Consider the following 20,226-nt stretch of genomic DNA (forward strand, 5'->3'; position numbering starts at 1 on the left):
GCGGGCAGGGTCATTGTGCCGTACGTGCCTGTGTGTCCATCGTTCGACGGACATCAGTGGGTACGCATGGAGGTCCCCCGGCGTTCGGCGCGGCGGAAGTCTCGACGCCATGACGACAGACGAGCAGCAACTGGCCGTCGCCGTGCGGGGACTGCGCAAGGCCTACGGGGACGTGACCGCCGTCGACGGCGTGGACCTGGCGGTCGAGCACGGCGAGATCTTCGGCATCCTCGGCCCCAACGGCGCGGGCAAGACCACCACCGTCGAGATCCTCCAGGGCCACCGCACGCGTGACGCGGGCGAGGTGTCCGTGCTCGGCGCCGACCCCGGCACGGCGGGGCGTGCCCTGCGCGCACGCATCGGCATCGTGTGGCAGGACGAGTCCGCGCCCGCCGAGCTCACCGTCCGCGAGACCGTGCGCCACTTCGCCCGCTACTACCCGAAACCGCGCTCTCCGGAGGACGTCATCGAGCTCGTCGGCCTCCAGGAGAAGGCGGACAGCCGCGTCAAGGCACTCTCCGGAGGACAGCGGCGCCGCCTCGACGTGGCACTCGGCGTCATCGGCAACCCGCGCCTGCTGCTCCTCGACGAGCCGACCACGGGCTTCGACCCGGCCGCGCGCAGACAGTTCTGGACCGTCATCCGTGAGCTCGCCGACCAGGGCACGACCATCGTCCTGACCACCCACTACCTGGAGGAGGCGGAGGCGCTCGCCCACCGCCTCGCCGTGATCGCACGGGGCCGGGTCGTCGCCGAGGGCGGGCCCGACGCGCTGCGCCGCCACTACGGAGGCGAGGCCGTCGTCCAGTGGACCGAGCCCGACGGCACCCCCCGTGACGTACGCACCCCCGAGCCCACCCGGACCCTCGCCGAGCTCATGGCCCGCTTCGACGACGAGATCCCGGGCCTGCGCGTCGACCGCCCCACCCTGGAGGACGTCTACCTCCACCTGACCGGACAGGAGGACGGCGAGTGACGGCCCCGACGGCCACGCCCCGGGAGACCCGCCCCGCGGCCGAGCGGCTCCCCGGCGCCTGGGGGCTCGGCCTCCAGCGGGGCGCCCTGGAGCTGAAGCAGTTCTTCCGCCAACGCGAACAGGCCCTCTTCACCTTCGCGTTCCCGATCGTCTTCCTCTTCCTGTTCGCGTCGATCTTCAGCGACGACGTGGCGGGCGCCGGGGTCACCGCGTCCCAGCTGTACGTCGCCGCGATGATCGCCGCGGGCCTGATGTCGACGAGCTTCCAGTCCCTCGGCATCTCGATCGCCATCGAGCGCGACGAGAAGGTGCTGCGCCGACTGCGCGGCACACCGATGCCCCCGGCCGCGTACTTCCTGGGAAAGATCTGGCTCGTCCTCGTCACCGGACTGCTCGAGACGGCGGCGCTCCTGGTCGTCGGCGCGGTCTTCTTCGACGTCGACCTGCCCACGTCCGCCGCGAAGTGGGCGACCTTCGGCTGGATCCTGATCCTCGGCCTGACCGGCTGCGCGCTGCTCGGCGTCGCGATCAGCAGCGTCCCCAAGTCCGGGCGCAGCGCCTCGTCCGTGGTCGTCCTGCCGTTCCTGGTGCTGCAGTTCATCTCCGGCGTCTACATCGCCATCGACACCATCCCCGACTGGATGCTGACCATCGGCGCCCTGTTCCCGCTGAAATGGATGTGCCAGGGCTTCCGCGGCGTCTTCCTGCCCGAGTCCGCGCAGGTCCTCGAACAGGCCGGGAGCTGGGAGTACGGGCGTATCGCGCTGGTGCTCGCCGCCTGGTGCGTCGGAGGATTGGCCCTGTGTCTGCTGACCTTTCGCTGGAAGACCCGGCGCGACGGATGACGGGCCGGGAGGGGGCGCGCGACCGGGACCGGTGGGACCGCGGCTTCGCGCTCTGGGACTGCTACTTCGCGGTCGTGTGGCTGGCCACCCTGGTGTTCGTGCTCGGCACCGCCCACCCGGGGCTGCCGGTCCGCGTAGCCGCGGCCGGGCTGCTCGTCCTGCTCGTGCCCTGGTACGTGGCCTTCGGGCGCCCCGTCCTCACGGCCGAGCGGAGCGACGAGCGGCGGGCCCTGTACTGCATCGCGGGCACCGTCGCCCTGTTCCTGCCCCCGGGCGTCCTGGTCGGCGAGACCCGCCTGATGACGTTCGCGCTGGTGCCGCAGTGCTTCATGACCCTGCGGGTGCCGCGGGCGCTCGTCGCCGTCGCCGTGATCAACCTCGCACCGGTGACGGGCTGGGCGCTGCTGTGGCGGGTCGACGCGCAGGACGTGTTCTTCAACGTCGTGTTCGCCGTGGTCACGCTCGTCTTCTCCGCGGTCCTCGGCACCTGGATCATCCGGGTCATCGACCAGAGCAAGGAGCGGGCCGCGCTGATCGCCGAACTGGACGCGAGCCGCGAGCAGATCGCCCGCCTCTCCGCGGAACGCGGCGCCCTCGCCGAGCGCGAGCGCATGTCCCGCGAGATCCACGACACGCTCGCCCAGGGCTTCACCAGCGTCCTGATGCTGGCCCAGGCCGTCGACGCCGAGCTGGAGCGGGACGTTCCGGGAGCCCGCCGCCATCTGGACCTGATGGCGGACACCGCGCGCCAGAACCTCGCCGAGGCCCGCGCCCTGGTCGCCGGGCGCGCCCCCGCCGACCTCGACGGCGGCTCCCTGCCGGACGCGCTGCGCCGCCTGGCCGCCCGGCACCCCGCCGACGTCGCGGTCACCGGCACGGCCCGGCCACTGCCCCCGGGGCTCGAAGTCGTGGCCCTGCGCGCCTGCCAGGAGGCCCTGGCCAACGTACGCAAGCACGCGGGCCCCGACGCCACGGCGACCGTCACGCTCGCCTACGGAGAGGGGGCCCTGACGCTCGCGGTGCGCGACACCGGGTGCGGCTTCGACGCCGGCGCGCCGCACGACGGCTTCGGCCTGCGCGGCCTGCGCGCCCGCGCCGCCGAAGTCAGCGGCACCGCCGACGTGACCAGCGCCCCGGGCGACGGCACCACCGTCACCGTCTCGCTCCCCGTACCCGAGAGGACCCCGACGTGATCCGCGTCCTGCTGGCCGACGACCACCCCGTCGTGCGCGAGGGGCTGCGCGCCATGCTCAGCGCCGAGCCCGACCTGGACGTCGTCGCCGAGGCGTCGAGCGGCCCCCGCGCGGAGGCGCTCGCCGCCGAACTGCGGCCCGACATCGTCCTGATGGACCTGCGGATGCCCGGCGGTGGCGGCGTCGAATCGATCCAGCGGATGGCCGCCGCGGGCCTGCCCTGCCGGGTCGTCGTCCTCACCACGTACGAGACGGACCGCGACATCCTGCGCGCCGTGGAGGCGGGCGCCGCGGGCTATCTCCTCAAGGACCTGGCCCGTGGCGAGCTGGCGGACGCGGTGCGGGCCGCCGCGCGCGGCGAGACCGTCCTCGCGCCGTCCGTCGCGGCGCGCCTGGTCGACCAGTTGCGGGCCAGGCCCGAGCGCCCCCGGCTCTCGGCGCGCGAGGTCGCGGTGCTGCGGCTCGTCGCGGAGGGGTGTACGAACGCGGAGGTCGGGCGGCGGCTGCACGTCGCCGAGTCGACGGTGAAGACGCATCTGCTGCGGGTCTTCGGGAAGTTGGGGGTGGACGACCGCACAGCGGCGGTGACGCATGCGCTGCGCCTCGGCCTGCTGGACTGAGTCCCCTCGCAGGGAGCGAGGTCGCGGGGCTCCGCCCCGGACCCCGCTCCTCAAACGCCGGAGGGGCTTGATTACGCCAGCTTGCCCTGGAGAACCGCCACGATCTCGTCCACCGCGACGGCCTCCTGCTCGCCGGACTCCATGTCCTTCAGCTGGACGACGCCCTCGGCGAGGTCCCGCTCGCCTGCGACAATCGCGTACCGCGCGCCGGAGCGGTTCGCCGCCTTCATGGCCGCCTTCAGGCCCTTCCCGCCGTACGAGAAGTCCGCCGCGACGCCCGCCCTGCGCAGCTCGGTCACCTTGGAGAACAGCACGCGCCGGGCCTCCTCGCCCAGCGGCACCGCGAACACGCTGGTGGCCTCGGGCAGGTCCAGGGCGACGCCCTCCGCCTCCAGGGCGAGCACCGTGCGGTCCACGCCGAGCGCCCAGCCGACCGACGGCAGCGCGGGGCCGCCGATCATCTCGGACAGGCCGTCGTAGCGCCCGCCGCCGCCGACCGCGGACTGCGAGCCGAGGCCGTCGTGGACGAACTCGAAGGTGGTGCGCGTGTAGTAGTCGAGCCCGCGGACCAGCTTCGGGTCGTCCTCGTAGGCGACGCCCTCCGCCGTCAGGAGCTCGCGCACCTGCTCGTGGTACGTCTTGCACGCGTCGCACAGGTAGTCGCGCAGCATCGGCGCGCCCACGAGCTGCTTCTGCACGTCGGCGCGCTTGTCGTCGAGGACGCGCAGCGGGTTGATGTCGATGCGGCGGCGGGTCTCCTCGTCCAGGTCGAGCCCGCGCAGGAAGTCCTGCAGGGCCGCGCGGTAGACCGGGCGGCACTCCTTGTCGCCGAGCGAGTTCAGCAGGATGCGGAACTCCTTCAGGCCGAGGGAGCGGTACGCCTGGTCGGCCAGGACGATCAGCTCGGCGTCGAGCGCCGGGTCCTCGGCGCCGATCGCCTCGGCGCCGACCTGCGAGAAGTGACGGTAGCGGCCCTTCTGGGGGCGCTCGTAGCGGTACTGCGAGCCGGAGTACCAGACCTTGACCGGGAGGTTGCCCGCCTTGTGCAGGTTGGCCTCGAGGACGGCGCGCAGCACGGAGGCGGTGGTCTCGGGGCGCAGCGCGAGCTTGTCGCCGCCCTTGGTCTCGAAGACGTACATCTCTTTGGTGACGATGTCGGTGGACTCACCGACACCGCGCGCGAAGAGCTCGACGTTCTCGAAGCCGGGCGTCTCGATGTAGCCGTATCCGGAGTTGCGCAGCGGCGCGGCGATCGCCTCGCGCACCGCGAGATAGGTCGCGGAGCCGGGCGGAAGCAGGTCGTACGTGCCCTTGGGGGCCTTGAAGGTGCTCACTTCAGAAGTCTCTCGTCAGATTCCTCGTCGAGGGGCGGACGTGGGGTCCGCGCCCGGGCCGGCGGCCACCTGCCGCAGATACGGGTTGGTGGCGCGCTCCTGGCCGATGGTCGTCTGGGGGCCGTGGCCCGAAAGCACCACGGTCGAGTCGTCGAGCGGCAGGCACACGCGGGCCAGCGAGTCGAGGATCTCGGTGTGGGAGCCACCGGGCAGGTCGGTGCGTCCGATGGAGCCGGCGAACAGCAGGTCGCCCGAGAAGAACACCGACGGGATGTCGGGGGTCTCGGGCATCCGGAAGGTCACCGACCCCTTCGTATGGCCCGGGGCGTGCGCGACGGAGAATTCGAGCCCGGCGAGCTGGAGTCCCGCGCCGTCCGACAGCTCACGGAGGTCGTCGGGCTCCCCGATGGTCAGCTCGCCCATGAGCGGCATGCCGATGGAGCGGCCGAGGGCCTTCTCCGGGTCGCTCATCATGTACCGGTCCTCGGGGTGGATCCAGGCGGGCACGTCGTGCGCGCCGCAGACCGGGACGACCGAGGCGACATGGTCGAGGTGGCCGTGCGTGAGGATGACGGCGACGGGCTTGAGCCGATGCTTCCTGAGCGCTTCCTCGACGCCCGGGGCGGCCTCGTGCCCCGGGTCGATGATCACGCACTCCTCGCCCGCGGCGGGGGCGACCAGGTAGCAGTTGGTCCCCCAGGCCCCGGCGGGAAACCCGGCAATGAGCACGATCGTCCTTCGCTTCGTCTGGGCTGTCGTCTGGGCTGTTGTCTGGGCAGTCGTCCGGGCACTCGGCGTCGGCGCGGTGGCGCCGGCGGAGATTGCGGCAGTTCAGAGCCTACCGGCGCTGCCGATTCCACAGCCAACCCGTATACGGTACGGGGCACGCGCGGCCGGTCGTGCCGCGCGCCGACGGCTTAGGCGAGGAGTGGACCCGGTGGTCAGCCAGGAACAGCGGCGCAAGCAGCTCGCGCGGGAGAAGTTCTTGCGGCAGCAGCAGCGGCGGGAGGCCGCGCGGCGCAGGCGGCGGGCGCGCAACGCCGTGATCGCGGGCGCGCTCGCGGTGATCGTGGCCGGCGGCGCCGTGTCGTACGCCGCGGGCGCCTTCGACGACGGGGGCTCCAAGAGCGACGACGCGGCCGCGGACCCGACGCCGAGCAAGCCCAAGGACCCCTGCCGCAAGGCCGCGCCCGGCAAGGTCAAGCCGCTCAGCTTCAAGAAGGAGCCGAAGCTGGCCATCGACAAGTCGGCCGCGTACGCGATGAAGCTCAGCACGACCTGCGGCGACATCGACATCGACCTGGACGCGGCGAAGGCCCCGCGGACCGTCAACTCCTTCGACTTCCTGGTGAACAAGGGGTACCTGGACCACACCAGGTGCCACCGGCTCACCGCGGGCACCGTCAACGTCCTGCAGTGCGGCGACCCGAAGGGCACCGGCGAGGGCACCCCCGGCTACTCGATCCCGGACGAGAACCTGAAGGACAAGCGCCTGCGGGGCAATGTGTATCCGGCGGGCACGGTGGCCATGGCGAACCGCTACAAGGCCGATACGAAGAAGGGCCGCGACACCGGCGGCAGCCAGTTCTTCCTCGTCTACCAGGACAGTCAGCTGCCGCCCGACTACACACCGTTCGGGACGGTGTCGGCGTCCGGCATGAAGGTCCTGAAGAAGATCGCCACCGCGGGCGAGAGCACCGGCGGGGGTGACGGGGCGCCGAACGCGACGGTGGTCATCGACAAGGCGACCGTCCGCAAGTCCTGACCGGAGCGACCCGTCGTAGGCGAATTTCGCCCGCGCTGGATGCGGACAGCCGCCCCGCCGGTCGCCTATGTTGGCGGTGACGAAACTGTGGACGATGCCGGGGGCCCGTGGCCTTGTGCAGGCATCATGTGGAGGAGGCGCTGTGAGCAGCGACCCGTGGGGCCGCGTCGACGAGACGGGGACCGTGTACGTGCGTACGGCCGACGGCGGCGAGCGAGTGGTCGGTTCGTGGCAGGCAGGATCTCCCGACGAGGCCCTGGCCTATTTCGAGCGCAAGTACGACGGTCTGGTCGTCGAGATCGGACTTCTCGAGCGCCGGGTGCAGACGACCGATCTGTCGGCCAAGGACGCGACGACCGCCATCGACCACCTGCGCCAGCAGGTCGACGAGGCGCACGCCGTGGGCGATCTGGAGGCCCTGGGCAAGCGCCTCGACAAGCTCGTCGCGGCCGTCGAGGAGCGCCGCGAGGAGCGCAAGGCGCAGAAGGCGAAGCAGTCGGACGAGGCACGGCACGCCAAGGAGGCCCTGGTCGCCGAGGCCGAGGAGCTCGCGCAGAGCGAGCAGTGGCGGGCCGCGGGCGAGCGCCTGCGGGCGCTCGTGGACACGTGGAAGGGGCTGCCGCGCCTCGACCGCAAGTCCGACGACGAGCTGTGGCACCGCTTCTCGCACGCCCGCTCGGCGTTCTCCAAGCGCCGCAAGGCGCACTTCGCGCAGTTGGACGCGCAGCGCGAGGAGGCCCGCAAGGCCAAGGAGAAGCTGGTCGCGGAGGCCGAGGCGCTGTCGGGTTCGACGGACTGGGGGCCGACGGCCGCGCGCTACCGCGAGCTGATGACCGACTGGAAGGCGGCGGGCCGCGCCCAGCGGGAGCACGAGGACGACCTGTGGAACCGCTTCCGCGGCGCCCAGGACGTCTTCTTCGCGGCGCGCAGCGCGGTGTTCGCCGAGCGCGACGCGGAGCAGTCGGAGAACCTGAAGCTGAAGGAGGAGCTGGCCGAGGAGGCCGAGAAGCTCCTTCCGGTCACGGATCTGAAGACGGCCCGCGCGGCGTTCCGCTCCATCAACGAGCGCTGGGAGGCCATCGGCCACGTCCCGCGCGACGCCCGGCCGAAGGTCGAGGGCCGCATGCACGCCGTGGAGCGGGCCCTGCAGGACTCCGAGGAGGCCGAGTGGCGCCGTACGAACCCTGAGGCCCGGGCCCGGGCCGAGGGCCTGACAGGTCAGCTCCAGGCCGCCGTGGACAAGCTGAAGGGCCAGATCGAGGCCGCGCGCGCGGCGGGCAACAACGCGAAGGCGGACAAGCTCCAGAAGGAGCTGGACGGCCGTCAGGCGCTGCTCGACCAGGCGCTCAAGGGCCTTGAGGAGTTCGGCGGCTGAGCCGTCTCCCGGCTTTTCCGGTCTCTACGGAGAGGGGCTCCCGTACATCGCGTACGGGAGCCCCTCTCCGTAGGAGACGGTTTACGGCACGTGGGAGACGGTTTACGGCCTGCGGGCCGAGGTCACGCGGTACACGTCGTACACGCCCTCGACTCCCCTGACCGCCTTCAGGACGTGCCCGAGGTGCTTCGGGTCGCCCATCTCGAAGGTGAACCGTGAGGTGGCGACGCGGTCGCGGGAGGTCTGGACGGCCGCCGACAGGATGTTCACGTGCTGGTCCGAGAGGATGCGCGTGACGTCGGAGAGCAGGCGCGAGCGGTCGAGGGCCTCGACCTGGATGGCGACGAGGAACACCGAGGACTGGGTGGGCGCCCACTCGACCTCGAGGATGCGCTCGGGCTCGCGGGACAGCGACTCCACGTTGACGCAGTCGCTGCGGTGAACCGATACGCCACTGCCGCGCGTGACGAAGCCGATGATGGGGTCGCCGGGCACGGGCGTGCAGCAGCGGGCCAGCTTGACCCATACGTCGTCGACGCCCTTGACGACGACGCCCGGGTCGGCGCTGGAGCGGCGCTTGGTGCGGCCGCGCGAGGGCGGCGCGCTCTCGGCGATGTCCTCGTTGGCGGCCTCCTCGCCGCCGAGGGCCTGGACGAGCTTCTGCACGACGCTCTGCGCCGTGACGTGGCCCTCGCCGATCGCCGCGTACAGCGACGAGATGTCGGGGTAGCGCATCTCGTGCGCGAGCGTGACGAGGGAGTCGCCGGTGAGGATGCGCTGGATCGGCAGGTTCTGCTTGCGCATGGCGCGCGCGATGGCGTCCTTGCCCTGCTCGATGGCCTCCTCGCGGCGCTCCTTGGAGAACCAGGCGCGGATCTTGTTGCGTGCGCGGGGCGACTTGACGAAGCTCAGCCAGTCGCGGCTCGGCCCGGCGCCCGCGGCCTTGGAGGTGAAGACCTCCACCAAGTCGCCGTTGTCCAGGGTCGATTCGAGCGGCACGAGCCGGCCGTTGACCCGGGCGCCTATGGTGCGGTGGCCGACCTCGGTGTGGACCGCGTACGAGAAGTCCACCGGAGTGGCGCCCGCGGGCAGCGCGATGACGTCGCCCTTCGGGGTGAACACGAAGACCTCGTTGCGCGACAGGTCGAAGCGCAGCGACTCCAGGAACTCGCCCGGGTCCTCGGTCTCCTTCTGCCAGTCGAGCAGCTGGCGCAGCCACGCCATGTCGTTCAGGTGGTCGTCCTTCTTGCCGGACGACTTGGGCGCGTCGGTGCGCACCTTGGAGGCGCCCGCGACGGCCTCCTGCTTGTACTTCCAGTGCGCGGCGATGCCGTACTCGGCGCGGCGGTGCATGTCGAACGTGCGGATCTGCAGCTCGACCGGCTTGCCGTTGGGGCCGATCACCGTCGTGTGCAGCGACTGGTACATGTTGAACTTGGGCATCGCGATGTAGTCCTTGAACCGGCCGGGGACCGGGTTCCATCGCGCGTGCACGGTGCCGAGCGCCGCGTAGCAGTCCCTGACCGTGTCGACGAGGACGCGGATGCCCACCAGGTCGTAGATCTCCGCGAAGTCACGGCCGCGGACGATCATCTTCTGGTAGACGCTGTAGTAGTGCTTCGGCCGGCCGGTGACGGTGGCCTTGATGCGGGCGGCGCGCAGGTCGGCCTGGACCTCGTCGGTCACTATGGCCAGGTACTCGTCGCGCTTCGGCGCGCGCTCGGCGACCAGGCGCACGATCTCGTCGTACATCTTGGGGTAGAGGATCGCGAAGGCGAGGTCCTCCAGCTCCCACTTGATGGTGTTCATGCCCAGGCGGTGCGCCAGCGGAGCGTAGATCTCCAGCGTCTCGCGGGCCTTCTTCTCCTGCTTCTCGCGCTTGAGATAGCGCATGGTGCGCATGTTGTGCAGGCGGTCGGCGAGCTTGATGACCAGGACGCGGGGGTCCTTGGCCATGGCGACGACCATCTTGCGCACGGTCTCGGCCTGCGCGGCCTCGCCGAACTTGACCTTGTCCAGCTTGGTGACGCCGTCGACGAGCAGGGCGACCTGGTCGCCGAAGTCGCGCTTGAGGGTGTCGAGGCCGTACTCGGTGTCCTCGACGGTGTCGTGCAGCAGGCCCGCCATCAGCGTCGCCGGGTCCATGCCGAGCTCGGCGAGGATCGTGGTGACGGCCAGCGGGTGCGTGATGTACGGGTCGCCGCTCTTGCGCTTCTGGCCGCGGTGCCAGCGCTCGGCGACCTGGTAGGCGCGCTCGATCTGGCGGAGGGTCGACGTCTCGATCTTGGGGTCGTTGCTCCGCACGATCCGCAGGAGCGGTTCGAGCACCGGGTTGTACGGGTTCGAGCGCTGGACGCCGAGACGGGCGAGGCGGGCGCGGACGCGGTTGGAGGAGCCCGAGCGCTCGGGCTTGCCGGAGGCGGAGCGCGTGCCGGGCGGCGGGGCCGGGCGGTGCTCGGGCGGGGGCTTGGGGCGGGCCTTGTCGGCCGGCGCCTCGCTCCGCTCGCCGTGCGTGGGCGCCCCGCCGTGCGTCGACGTGCCGCCGGGCGCGGGGGTCGCTCCGGGCGCGCTCTGCGCCTGCTGCGCGGGCGTGGCGGCGGGCGTCGCGGCCCGCTCTGCCTGCTTGGCGGACTTGGCGGCGGCAAGTGGCTGGGACTCGTCTGGCAAGAGCGCTCCCTGTGCGCGATCGGGTCCCCCGGTCAGGTCCCGAAGTGCCCATGGTATCGATCCTGGGCCCGTGGCTCGCCTTCGGCCGGTGAGACGGCTCTGTACTGGAGAAACACCGGAGGCGGGCGCCGGATTCCAACCGGGCCCGCCTCCGTGCGCGCGGATGCCTCCGCGCCGCCGCCTCAGAACGCTCCGAGCACTCAGACCGTGAGGAGCGCCTCCAGGGGGGCGCCGTCCAGAGCGGGAACCAGCCGCTCACGGCCGCCCAGGAAGCCCAGCTCCATCAGCACCGCCACACCGGCCACCTCGGCACCGGCGCGGCGGATCAGCCGCAGCGACGCCTCGGCGGTGCCGCCGGTGGCGAGGACGTCGTCGATGACCATGACGCGGTCGCCCGCGGCGAGGTCCTCGGCGTGCACCTCGATCTCGGCGCTGCCGTACTCCAGGTCGTACGCCTGGCTGAGGGTCGCTCCGGGGAGCTTGCCCGCCTTGCGTACGGGGATGAAGCCGAGCCCGGCGCGCAGCGCCGCCGGGGCGCCCAGGATGAAGCCGCGCGCCTCCAGGCCGATGATCTTCGTGGCGCCGTGCCGGGCGCTCAGGTCCGCGAGTGCGTCGGTGAGGGCCGCGAACGCCGCCGGGTCGGCGAGCAGCGGCGTGATGTCCTTGAACATCACGCCGGGCGTCGGGTAGTCCGGCACGTCACGGATGCGGCTGAGCAGCAGCTCCTCGATGCCCCGCTCTCTGGTCTCGGTCATCGGCGCTTCCCCGACGGGCGGCCGCGGCCGCGGTTGCGGGAGGGCTGGGAGCGCGGGCCCGAGCGCGGGCCGACCACCGCGGCCGCGGCGTCCTGCGCGGGCGCCTCGTCCGGCGCCTCGTCGGCGTCCGGTGCGGGGGTCTCGGCGGACTCGCCCTTGGCGGCCGCCGCCCTGCGCTTGGCGAGCACCCGCTTCTTCAGGGCCTTCATCTGCGGCTCGGTCTCCTTGAGATCGGCGACCAGCGGGGTGGCGATGAAGATCGAGGAGTACGCGCCCGCGGCGAGACCGACGAAGAGCGACAGCGAGATGTCGTTCAGCATGCCGGCGCCGAGGAAGCCGCCGCCGATGAACAGCAGGCCGGCCACCGGGAGCAGCGCCACGACCGTGGTGTTGATCGAGCGCACCAGCGTGCCGTTGATCGAACGGTTGGCGATCTCGCTGTAGGTGAAGCGGGTCTGCTTGGTGATGTCCTTCGACTGTTCCTTGAGGCTGTCGAAGACCACGACCGTGTCGTACAGCGAGTAACCGAGGATCGTCAGAAGGCCGATCACCGTGCCCGGCGTGACCTCGAAGCCGACCAGCGCGTAGATGCCGACGGTGATCGTGATGTCGTGGATCAGCGCGATCAGCGCGGCGATGGCCATGCGCCACTCGAAGGCGATGGCCAGGTAGATCACGACGAGGACCATGAAGATCGCCAGGCCCTGCCAGGCCTTGTTGGCGATCTGGTCACCCCAGCTCGGACCCACCAGGTCCGCGTTGATGTCGTCCGCCTTCATGTCGAGCTCCTTGGCGAGCTCGGCCTTGATCTGGTCGGACTTGTCGGTGTCGACACCGCTGATCTGGATGCGCAGGGTGTCGTTGCCGAGCCGCTGGGCGATGGCCTGGTGGCCGGAGGCGTCCTGCGCGACCTCCTCGGCCTTGGCGGCCGAGACGCTGGTCTTCGGTGTGTTGAAGACGGCGCCGCCCTCGAACTCGATGCCCATGTGCAGGCCCCGCACCATCAGGGCGACGAAGGCCGTGATGGTGATCAGGATCGAGATCGCGTACCAGATCTTGCGCTTGCCGACGAAGTCGTAGCCGACCTCGCCGCGGTAGAGCCGGGCGCCGAGATTGCCGAGCTTCGACATCTCACGCCTCCTTCGGGTTCGAGTCGACGGGGGCGGCGGGGGCGCTCGTACGGCGCGAGCGGCGCAGCGGGGGCTTGGCGCCGAGCCGCTTCGGGTCGAGACCGGACCACTTGTGGCCGTTCGCGAAGAACTTCTTGCGGGCCATGATCGTCATCAGCGGCTTGGTGAAGAGGAACACCACCACGACGTCGAGGAGCGTGGTCAGGCCGAGCGTGAACGCGAAGCCCTGGACCTTGCCGACGGTGACGATGAAGAGCACCGCGGCGGCGAGGAACGACACGAAGTCCGACACCAGGATGGTGCGCCGCGCCCTCGGCCAGGCGCGCTCGACGGCGGGCCGCAGCGTGCGGCCCTCGCGGACCTCGTCCCTTATACGCTCGAAGTAGACGATGAAGGAGTCCGCGGTGATGCCGATGGCGACGATCGCGCCACAGACGGCCGGGAGGTTCAGCGCGAACTTAATCGTCGGGCCGAGCAGCGTCATGATCGTGTACGTGAGCGCCGCGGAGACGCCGAGGCTGGCGATGGCGATCATGGCCAGGCCGCGGTAGTACGACACCAGGTAGATGATGACGAGCGCGAGGCCGATGGCGCCCGCGATCAGGCCGGCGCGCAGCTGCTCGCCGCCGAGGGCCGCGCTGACCGTGGTGACGCTCTGCTCCTTGAAGGTCAGCGGGAGCGCGCCGTACGACAGGATGTTCGCCAGGTCCTTGGCCTCGTCCTGGTCGAAGCTGCCGGAGATCTCGGCCTCGCCGGTGGTCAGCGCCCTGGTGACGTAGGGCGCGGAGACGACCTCGCCGTCCATGACGATGCCGAACTCGTTCTGCGGCTGCTGCTTGCCCGCGAGCTTGCCGGTGATGTCGGCGAACTGCTTCGTGCCCTTGCCGGAGAAGCTCATCGTGACCTTCCAGCCGGCGGCACCCTGCTGGTCGAACAGCGCCTTGGCGTCGTCGACCTCCTTGCCGCTGACCTCGGAGGGTCCGAGGATGTACTTGTCCCAGCTGCCGTCCTTGTTCTGGCCGCAGGCGACGACGGGGTCGGACGGCTTGACGCCCTCCTTGGCCTTGACGCGGGCCATCTTGTCCGTGCAGTCCAGCGTCGCGAACTGCTGCTGGAGCTGGGCGGAGGGGGTGTCGTCGGCCGGGGGCGCCGGCGGCTCGTCCTTCTTGCCGTCGTCCTTCTTGCCGTCCTTTGCCTTGCCGGACGGCGTCGTGGACGGGGTGGGGTCGGCCTTCAGGGCGTCGGTGACGGCGCGGCCCTGGGTCGTGGGGGACGAGGTGGGCGAGGACGACTGGTCCGTGGACTTGTCGTCCTTGGACTTGTCGCCGTCCTTGTCGCTGCCGCTCGGGGACGGGGACGAGCTGGGCTTGTCCTTCTGGTCCTTGTCGCCCTTGTCGCCCTTCCCCTTGTCGCCCTTGCCCTTGCCGCCGTCGACGGGGCCGGTGCTCGGCTGCTGGGCGAGGACGGGCCGGAAGTACAGCTGCGCGGTGGTGCCCACCTGCTTGCGCGCCTGCGTGGCGTTCATGCCCTTGGGGATGTTGACGATGATGTTCTCGGAGCCCTGGGTCTGGACCTCGGCCTCGGAGACACCCAGACCATTGACACGCTTGTTGATGATGTCAACAGCCGTGTTCATGTTGGTCTCGTTGATCGCGTTCTTCTGGCCCGGCTCGTTCTTCGCCTGGAGCGTGATGCTCGTACCACCGGCGAGGTCGATGCCGAGGCGGGGCGTGGTGTGCCCGGAGAGGAACATCCCCCCGGTGAGCGCCACCAGGGCGATCAGGATGAAGACCAGGGTGCGACCCGGTTTCCCCTGGGTGCCCTGCCTTCGGCCCTTCTTGGGTGCTGCCACCTTCTCGTTCTCCCTGTCCAACCGTCGGCCCGCGGCTCCCCCCGACCTTCGCCGAGCGGGGATCCCGGGCAGGCGGCCATGAAGTTGTGTCGAGACGCGGCGCGAAATCACCTGTGGCGGGGGCCGCGGTGCGCGAGCGGGCGCACGAGCCCCCTGCCGTGACTACTTCGCGCCGGACTCGCCGTCGGTCTTCTTCGGCTCTGCGTCGTCGGCCTCGGGGGCCTCATCGGCCGCGTCCTTCTTGCCGAGGTCGATGCGCGAGTCGTCAGACACGGGCTCGTCGGTCTCGTCGGTCTCGGTGAGGGAGGAAGCGTCGTCCGGCACCACCGGGGTGTCGTCCTCGGGCTCCGCGCCGTGCACGATGCGGTTGTACTCGTCGTCGTCCAGGACAGCGCCGATGGAGTTCTTCGCGTAAACCGCGTGGACTCCCGGGGCCACCTCAAGGAGGACCGAGTCGTCGTGGACCTCCTTGACGGTGGCGTACATGCCGCCGATGGTGCGGATGCCGGTGCCAGGCGTCATGTCGTTGCGCATCTGGGCGGCCGCCTGCTGCTTCTTCTTGGCGGACCGGGTCATCAGGAACATGGCCCCGATGAGCACGATGAACGGGAGGAGGGTCACGATATTCACGGGACGGAGTTTCCTTCGCACGACCGCGTGGTGAGGCGGCCTGATGGATGGGGGTGGGCGGCGCTGCCTGTAAAGGCGGCATCGGCGGAGTCTAAGCGAGTCCGCGCCTAACGAACAACGCTCAGCATGGCACCGCAGTTCCTGCCGGTGCGACTCTCCGCGCCGATCCGAGCCACCTCACGTACCGAACAGGTCCTGCTGGCCGTTTCCGCCCCCCTGGCGGGGTGGAGTCAGGCCGAGGTGGGCCCAGGCCGCGGGCGTCGCGACCCGGCCGCGCGGGGTGCGGGCGAGCAGTCCCTCGCGCACCAGGAAGGGCTCGGCCACCTCCTCGACCGTCTCGCGCTCCTCCCCCACGGCGACGGCGAGCGTCGACAGGCCGACCGGGCCCCCGCCGAAGAGCTTCAGGAGCGCTTCGAGGACGGCGCGGTCGAGCCGGTCGAGGCCGCGGGTGTCGACCTCGTACACGCTCAGGGCCGCGCCCGCGATCTCCTGGGTGATCACGCCGTCGGCCTTGACCTGGGCGTAGTCGCGCACGCGGCGCAGCAGGCGGTTGGCGATGCGCGGGGTGCCGCGGGACCGCCCGGCGATCTCGGCGGCGCCCGCCGTGTCGATCTCCACGTCGAGCAGGTGCGCGGAGCGGTGGATCACGCGCTCGAGCTCGGCCGGTTCGTAGAACTCCATGTGGGCCGTGAAGCCGAAGCGGTCGCGCAGCGGGGGCGGAAGCAGGCCCGCGCGGGTCGTGGCGCCGACCAGCGTGAACGGCGGCAGCTCCAGCGGGATGGCGGTGGCGCCCGGGCCCTTGCCGACGATGACGTCGACCCGGAAGTCCTCCATCGCCATGTACAGCATCTCCTCGGCGGGCCGGGACATGCGGTGGATCTCGTCGAGGAACAGGACCTCGCCCTCCTGGAGCGAGGACAGGATGGCGGCGAGGTCGCCCGCGTGCTGGATGGCCGGGCCGCTGGTGATGCGGATCGGGGCGGCCATCTCGGCGGCGATGATCATCGAGAGTGTGGTCTTGCCGAGGCCGGGGGCGCCGGAGAGCAGGACGTGGTCGGCGGTGGCGCCGCGGGCGCGGGCGGCGCGCAGCACGAGGTCGAGCTGCTCCCTGACCTTCTCCTGGCCGATGAACTCGCCCAGGTCCTTGGGGCGCAGGGCGGCCTCGACCGCCTGGTCCTCGCCGTCGGCGACCGCGCCCACGAGGCGCTCCGCGGCGGGGTCGACGAATCGCTCGGCCGCGCTGGCTGCGGCCGTCGGCTCGTCGGTCGTGTCGTCCCAGTTCATGCGGTGTGCCTCGCGGTGGTGTGCAGGGGGCTTGCGGTCAGCGGGTGCGGTTCAGGGTCTGGAGTGCGGCCTTGAGGAGCTGGCCGACCTGGGGGGTGCCGCCGGCCGCCTCGGCCTGCGGGGCGACGGCGGTGACCGCCTCGTCGGCCTCCCGCGTCGCGTACCCCAGGCCGATGAGCGCGGCGTGCAGCTGCTCGCGCCAGCCCTGGGTCACGGGGGTGCCGATCGCCGGGCCGCCGGTGCCGAGGGGCTCGCCGAGGCGGTCCTTCAGCTCCAGGAGCAGCTTCTGGGCGCCCTTCTTGCCGATGCCGGGCACGGCGGTGAGCGCCTTCTCGTCGCCGGTGGCCACGGCGCGGCGCAGCGCGTCTGGGCTGTGCACGGCGAGCATGGCCTGGGCCAGGCGCGGGCCGACGCCGCTCGCGGTCTGAAGCAGCTCGAAGGTCTGGCGCTCGTCGTCGTCGGCGAAGCCGTACAGCGTGAGGGAGTCCTCGCGGACCACCAGGGACGTGGCGAGCTTGGCGTGCTGGCCGACGCGGAGGCCGGAGAGTGTGCCCGGAGAGCACTGGACGGCCATGCCCACGCCGCCCACTTCGACCACGGCGGTGTCCGGGGCGAGGGCGGCGACCGGGCCGCTGACGAAGGCGATCATGCGGTACGGCCTTTCGGTGCGTGCGGGGTGTTCGCTGCGGTCCTCGATGCCGCGGTGCGCGGTGCGCTCGCCGCGCGGGGGGAGTCCGCCGCGTACGGGGATGGCGGCCGCTGGGCGGCCTGCTGGTCCTTGATGGCCTGCTGGAGGCGGTTCTGCGCGGGGGCGCGCCAGATGTGGCAGATGGCGAGCGCGAGGGCGTCGGCCGCGTCGGCGGGCTTCGGCGGCGCGTCGAGCCGCAGGAGGCGGGTGACCATCGCCCCGACCTGGGCCTTGTCGGCGCGGCCGCTGCCGGTGACGGCGGCCTTGACCTCGCTGGGCGTGTGCAGCGCCACGGGGATGCCGCGCCGGGACGCGCAGAGCATCGCTACGGCGCTGGCCTGGGCCGTGCCCATGACCGTACGCACGTTGTGCTGGCTGAAGACGCGCTCCACGGCGACGCATTCGGGGCGGTGCTCGTCGAGCCACTGCTCGATGCCCTGCTCGATGGCGACCAGGCGGTGGCCGAGCTCGGCGTCCGCCGGCGTGCGTACGACGCCGACGCCGCGCATCGTGAGCGGTCGTCCCGCGACGCCCTCGACGACGCCGACACCGCACCGGGTCAGCCCCGGGTCCACGCCGAGTACCCGCACCGATCCCCCCTTCTTCGATCGCCTGTTTGTGCAGGCTATCGGGTGCCACTGACAAAGCGACGGGCCGACGGGGTGTGTCCCGCCGGCCCGTCGCTCACTCACTGACTCGCTGTCAGGCGTCGACCTTCGCCATCACGTCGTCGGAGACGTCGAAGTTGGCGAAGACGTTCTGCACGTCGTCGCTGTCCTCGAGGGCGTCGATCAGCTTGAAGATCTTCCGGGCGCCGTCCTCGTCCAGCTCGATCTGCATGGTCGGGACGAAGTTGGCGTCCGCCGAGTCGTAGTCGATCCCGGCCTCCTGGAGCGCGGTGCGGACCGCGACCAGGTCGGTGGCCTCGCTGAGCACCTCGAAGGACTCGCCCAGGTCGTTGACCTCTTCGGCACCGGCGTCCAGGACCGCGCCCAGGACGTCGTCCTCGGTCAGCTCGCCCTTGGGGACGATCACGACGCCCTTGCGGTTGAACAGGTACGACACGGAGCCCGGGTCGGCCATGGAGCCGCCGTTGCGGGTCATGGCGACGCGGACCTCGGACGCCGCGCGGTTGCGGTTGTCCGTCAGACACTCGATGAGCACCGCGACGCCGTTGGGGCCGTAGCCCTCGTACATGATCGTCTCGTAGTCGGCGCCGCCGGCCTCCAGGCCCGCGCCGCGCTTGAGCGCGGACTCGATGTTCTTGTTGGGCACCGACTGCTTCTTGGCCTTCTGCACGGCGTCGAAGAGCGTCGGGTTGCCGTCCAGGTCGGCGCCGCCGGTGCGGGCCGCGACCTCGATGTTCTTGATCAGCTTCGCGAAGAGCTTGCCGCGCTTGGCGTCGATCACGGCCTTCTTGTGCTTCGTCGTAGCCCATTTAGAGTGGCCGGACATCTGCCTGTCTCCTTCGCGTAACCAACCTCAGTAACGAACGTCAGAGATCCTACAAGGACCGCTGCCCCTGCTCGGCCCGGACCATGTCCACGAAGAGGCCGTGGACCCTGTGGTCGCCCGTCAGTTCCGGGTGGAAGGACGTGGCGAGCGCGTTGCCCTGGCGTACGGCGACGATGTGGCCGTCGTGCTCGGCGAGCACCTCGACCGCCGCGCCGACCGACTCGACCCAGGGGGCGCGGATGAAGACGCCCTCTACAGGGTCGCCCTCGACGCCCTTGACGTCCACCGCCGACTCGAAGGACTCGTTCTGCCGCCCGAAGGCGTTGCGGCGCACGATCATGTCGATGCCGCCGAACGTCTCCTGGCCCGAGCGGGGGTCGAGGATCTTGTCGGCGAGCATGATCATGCCCGCGCAGGTGCCGTAGACCGGCATTCCCGCGCGCACGCGCGTGCGGAGGGGCTCCATCAGGCCGAAGAGGACGGCCAGCTTGGAGATGGTGGTGGACTCGCCACCGGGGATGACCAGACCGTCGACCTCGGCGAGCTCTTCGGGGCGCCGGACCGGCCTGGCCACGGCGTCGGCCGCGGCCAGGGCGATCAGGTGCTCCCGTACGTCGCCCTGGAGGGCCAGGACACCGATCACGGGTGTGTCGTTCATCGGGTGCTTACCAGCCGCGGTTCGCGTAGCGCTCGGCCTCGGGCAGGGTGTCGCAGTTGATGCCGACCATGGCCTCGCCGAGGCTGCGGGACGCGTCCGCGATGACCTTGGGGTCGTCGTAGAAGGTGGTGGCCTTCACGATGGCGGCGGCGCGCTTGGCCGGGTCGCCGGACTTGAAGATGCCGGAGCCGACGAAGACGCCCTCGGCGCCGAGCTGGCGCATCAGGGCGGCGTCGGCCGGGGTGGCGACGCCACCGGCGGAGAACAGGACGACCGGCAGCTTGCCGAGCTCGGCGACCTCGCGCACCAGCTCGTACGGGGCGCGCAGCTCCTTGGCGGCGGCGTACAGCTCGTTGTTGTCGAAGCCGCGCAGCTTGGCGATCTCGTTCTTGATCTGGCGCAGGTGGCGGACCGCCTCGACGACGTTGCCGGTGCCGGCCTCGCCCTTGGAGCGGATCATCGCGGCGCCCTCGGCGATGCGGCGCAGGGCCTCGCCCAGGTTGGTGGCGCCACAGACGAACGGGGTCGTGAAGGCGAACTTGTCGGAGTGGTTGACCTCGTCGGCCGGGGTGAGCACCTCGGACTCGTCGATGTAGTCCACGCCGAGGGACTGCAGGACCTGGGCCTCCACGAAGTGGCCGATCCGGGACTTGGCCATCACCGGGATCGAGACCGCGCTGATGATGCCCTCGATCATGTCCGGGTCGGACATGCGGGCCACGCCGCCGTCCTTGCGGATGTCGGCCGGGACGCGCTCCAGGGCCATGACGGCGACGGCGCCCGCGTCCTCGGCGATCTTGGCCTGCTCCGGCGTCACGACGTCCATGATCACGCCGCCCTTGAGCTGCTCGGCCATGCCGCGCTTCACGCGGGCGGTGCCGGTCGCGGGGGCGTCGGCGGACTGGGGGGTGCTGGAGAGCGTGCTGGACACGGGTGACCTCACTCGGTGGAGACGAAGCTGTGGCGGGGCGTCGGCCATCGGGGGCCGCGGCGTTTCCG

The 20,226-nt window shown here is 71.1% G+C and carries 19 protein-coding genes; 6 read left to right on the forward strand and 13 right to left on the reverse strand.

Features of this window, described 5'->3' with window-relative positions:
- Positions 1 to 109: 109 nt before the first annotated feature.
- The 4 genes from ACFWZ5_RS18505 to ACFWZ5_RS18520 are packed head-to-tail and all read left to right on the forward strand — an operon-like array spanning position 110 to position 3,634.
- Complete coding sequence (locus ACFWZ5_RS18505; protein ID WP_384806398.1) at positions 110 to 976, forward strand: ABC transporter ATP-binding protein; 867 nt, start codon at positions 110 to 112, stop codon at positions 974 to 976.
- Positions 973 to 1,821: an ABC transporter permease gene (locus ACFWZ5_RS18510; protein WP_384806400.1), complete on the forward strand. Its 849-nt coding sequence runs from the start codon at positions 973 to 975 to the stop codon at positions 1,819 to 1,821. Before ACFWZ5_RS18505 ends, ACFWZ5_RS18510 begins: the two co-directional genes overlap by 4 nt.
- Entirely contained in the window at positions 1,818 to 3,014 is a 1,197-nt protein-coding gene (locus ACFWZ5_RS18515; RefSeq protein WP_384806404.1) for a sensor histidine kinase, read from the forward strand. Before ACFWZ5_RS18510 ends, ACFWZ5_RS18515 begins: the two co-directional genes overlap by 4 nt.
- Positions 3,011 to 3,634, forward strand: coding sequence for a response regulator (locus ACFWZ5_RS18520; protein ID WP_384806402.1), 624 nt, complete (start codon positions 3,011 to 3,013; stop codon positions 3,632 to 3,634). Before ACFWZ5_RS18515 ends, ACFWZ5_RS18520 begins: the two co-directional genes overlap by 4 nt.
- 71 nt (positions 3,635 to 3,705) lie before the next feature.
- Here ACFWZ5_RS18520 and hisS read toward each other — a convergent pair whose 3' ends face one another.
- Positions 3,706 to 4,968, reverse strand: a complete 1,263-nt coding sequence (gene hisS / locus ACFWZ5_RS18525) for a histidine--tRNA ligase (RefSeq protein ID WP_384806266.1) — start codon at positions 4,966 to 4,968, stop codon at positions 3,706 to 3,708.
- Positions 4,969 to 4,983: 15 nt separating this feature from the next.
- Complete coding sequence (locus ACFWZ5_RS18530) at positions 4,984 to 5,697, reverse strand: MBL fold metallo-hydrolase (RefSeq protein ID WP_384806268.1); 714 nt, start codon at positions 5,695 to 5,697, stop codon at positions 4,984 to 4,986.
- A gap of 208 nt (positions 5,698 to 5,905) precedes the next feature.
- Between ACFWZ5_RS18530 and ACFWZ5_RS18535 the strand changes: the two genes are divergently transcribed.
- The gene (locus tag ACFWZ5_RS18535) at positions 5,906 to 6,733 is read left to right on the forward strand and encodes a peptidylprolyl isomerase (protein ID WP_384890856.1); all 828 of its coding nucleotides are present in this window, start codon (positions 5,906 to 5,908) and stop codon (positions 6,731 to 6,733) included.
- A gap of 142 nt (positions 6,734 to 6,875) precedes the next feature.
- The gene (locus tag ACFWZ5_RS18540) at positions 6,876 to 8,108 is read left to right on the forward strand and encodes a DUF349 domain-containing protein (RefSeq protein WP_384806272.1); all 1,233 of its coding nucleotides are present in this window, start codon (positions 6,876 to 6,878) and stop codon (positions 8,106 to 8,108) included.
- Positions 8,109 to 8,210: 102 nt separating this feature from the next.
- Here the strand turns inward: ACFWZ5_RS18540 and ACFWZ5_RS18545 are convergent, their stop codons facing one another.
- The 11 genes from ACFWZ5_RS18545 to pdxS all read right to left on the reverse strand — a co-directional run bounded on the left by ACFWZ5_RS18545 (position 8,211) and on the right by pdxS (position 20,206).
- Positions 8,211 to 10,775 (reverse strand): RelA/SpoT family protein, encoded by a 2,565-nt coding sequence (locus tag ACFWZ5_RS18545; RefSeq protein WP_384799502.1) that lies wholly within the window; start codon positions 10,773 to 10,775, stop codon positions 8,211 to 8,213.
- A gap of 200 nt (positions 10,776 to 10,975) precedes the next feature.
- Positions 10,976 to 11,530 carry an adenine phosphoribosyltransferase gene (locus ACFWZ5_RS18550; RefSeq protein WP_384799505.1) on the reverse strand — a complete coding sequence of 185 codons (555 nt, stop codon included), beginning with the start codon at positions 11,528 to 11,530 and terminating at the stop codon, positions 10,976 to 10,978.
- Positions 11,527 to 12,660: a protein translocase subunit SecF gene (gene secF / locus ACFWZ5_RS18555; RefSeq protein ID WP_384799508.1), complete on the reverse strand. Its 1,134-nt coding sequence runs from the start codon at positions 12,658 to 12,660 to the stop codon at positions 11,527 to 11,529. The genes ACFWZ5_RS18550 and secF overlap by 4 nt, the downstream gene beginning before the upstream one ends.
- 1 nt (position 12,661) lies before the next feature.
- Entirely contained in the window at positions 12,662 to 14,512 is a 1,851-nt protein-coding gene (gene secD, locus ACFWZ5_RS18560; RefSeq protein WP_384799511.1) for a protein translocase subunit SecD, read from the reverse strand.
- Between the two features lie 162 nt (positions 14,513 to 14,674).
- Positions 14,675 to 15,142: a preprotein translocase subunit YajC gene (gene yajC / locus ACFWZ5_RS18565; protein WP_384799514.1), complete on the reverse strand. Its 468-nt coding sequence runs from the start codon at positions 15,140 to 15,142 to the stop codon at positions 14,675 to 14,677.
- A gap of 177 nt (positions 15,143 to 15,319) precedes the next feature.
- Positions 15,320 to 16,426: a Holliday junction branch migration DNA helicase RuvB gene (ruvB, locus tag ACFWZ5_RS18570; RefSeq protein ID WP_384799517.1), complete on the reverse strand. Its 1,107-nt coding sequence runs from the start codon at positions 16,424 to 16,426 to the stop codon at positions 15,320 to 15,322.
- A 37-nt stretch (positions 16,427 to 16,463) separates the two neighbouring features.
- Entirely contained in the window at positions 16,464 to 17,075 is a 612-nt protein-coding gene (gene ruvA / locus ACFWZ5_RS18575) for a Holliday junction branch migration protein RuvA (protein ID WP_384799520.1), read from the reverse strand.
- On the reverse strand, positions 17,072 to 17,704 hold the full coding sequence (gene ruvC, locus ACFWZ5_RS18580) for a crossover junction endodeoxyribonuclease RuvC (protein WP_384799523.1): 633 nt from the start codon (positions 17,702 to 17,704) through the stop codon (positions 17,072 to 17,074). The genes ruvA and ruvC overlap by 4 nt, the downstream gene beginning before the upstream one ends.
- Positions 17,705 to 17,816: 112 nt before the next feature.
- Positions 17,817 to 18,569, reverse strand: a complete 753-nt coding sequence (locus ACFWZ5_RS18585; RefSeq protein WP_384799526.1) for a YebC/PmpR family DNA-binding transcriptional regulator — start codon at positions 18,567 to 18,569, stop codon at positions 17,817 to 17,819.
- A gap of 49 nt (positions 18,570 to 18,618) precedes the next feature.
- The gene (pdxT, locus tag ACFWZ5_RS18590) at positions 18,619 to 19,227 is read right to left on the reverse strand and encodes a pyridoxal 5'-phosphate synthase glutaminase subunit PdxT (RefSeq protein WP_384799529.1); all 609 of its coding nucleotides are present in this window, start codon (positions 19,225 to 19,227) and stop codon (positions 18,619 to 18,621) included.
- 7 nt (positions 19,228 to 19,234) lie between these two features.
- Entirely contained in the window at positions 19,235 to 20,206 is a 972-nt protein-coding gene (pdxS, locus tag ACFWZ5_RS18595; RefSeq protein ID WP_384799532.1) for a pyridoxal 5'-phosphate synthase lyase subunit PdxS, read from the reverse strand.
- Positions 20,207 to 20,226 lie beyond the last annotated feature (20 nt).

Source organism: Streptomyces sp. NPDC059003, from assembly GCF_042740445.1.
Lineage (GTDB): Bacteria > Actinomycetota > Actinomycetes > Streptomycetales > Streptomycetaceae > Streptomyces.

What these genes read in the sequence shown, in the direction of transcription:
- ACFWZ5_RS18585 (WP_384799526.1), bottom strand. Translation starts at nt 18,569, where the DNA reads ATGTCCGGCCACTCTAAATGGGCTACGACGAAGCACAAGAAGGCCGTG.
- ACFWZ5_RS18505 (WP_384806398.1), top strand. Translation starts at nt 110, where the DNA reads ATGACGACAGACGAGCAGCAACTGGCCGTCGCCGTGCGGGGACTGCGC.
- ruvA (WP_384799520.1), bottom strand. Translation starts at nt 17,075, where the DNA reads ATGATCGCCTTCGTCAGCGGCCCGGTCGCCGCCCTCGCCCCGGACACC.
- ruvB (WP_384799517.1), bottom strand. Translation starts at nt 16,426, where the DNA reads ATGAACTGGGACGACACGACCGACGAGCCGACGGCCGCAGCCAGCGCG.
- ACFWZ5_RS18550 (WP_384799505.1), bottom strand. Translation starts at nt 11,530, where the DNA reads ATGACCGAGACCAGAGAGCGGGGCATCGAGGAGCTGCTGCTCAGCCGC.
- pdxS (WP_384799532.1), bottom strand. Translation starts at nt 20,206, where the DNA reads ATGGCCGACGCCCCGCCACAGCTTCGTCTCCACCGAGTGAGGTCACCC.
- ACFWZ5_RS18515 (WP_384806404.1), top strand. Translation starts at nt 1,818, where the DNA reads ATGACGGGCCGGGAGGGGGCGCGCGACCGGGACCGGTGGGACCGCGGC.
- pdxT (WP_384799529.1), bottom strand. Translation starts at nt 19,227, where the DNA reads ATGAACGACACACCCGTGATCGGTGTCCTGGCCCTCCAGGGCGACGTA.
- secF (WP_384799508.1), bottom strand. Translation starts at nt 12,660, where the DNA reads ATGTCGAAGCTCGGCAATCTCGGCGCCCGGCTCTACCGCGGCGAGGTC.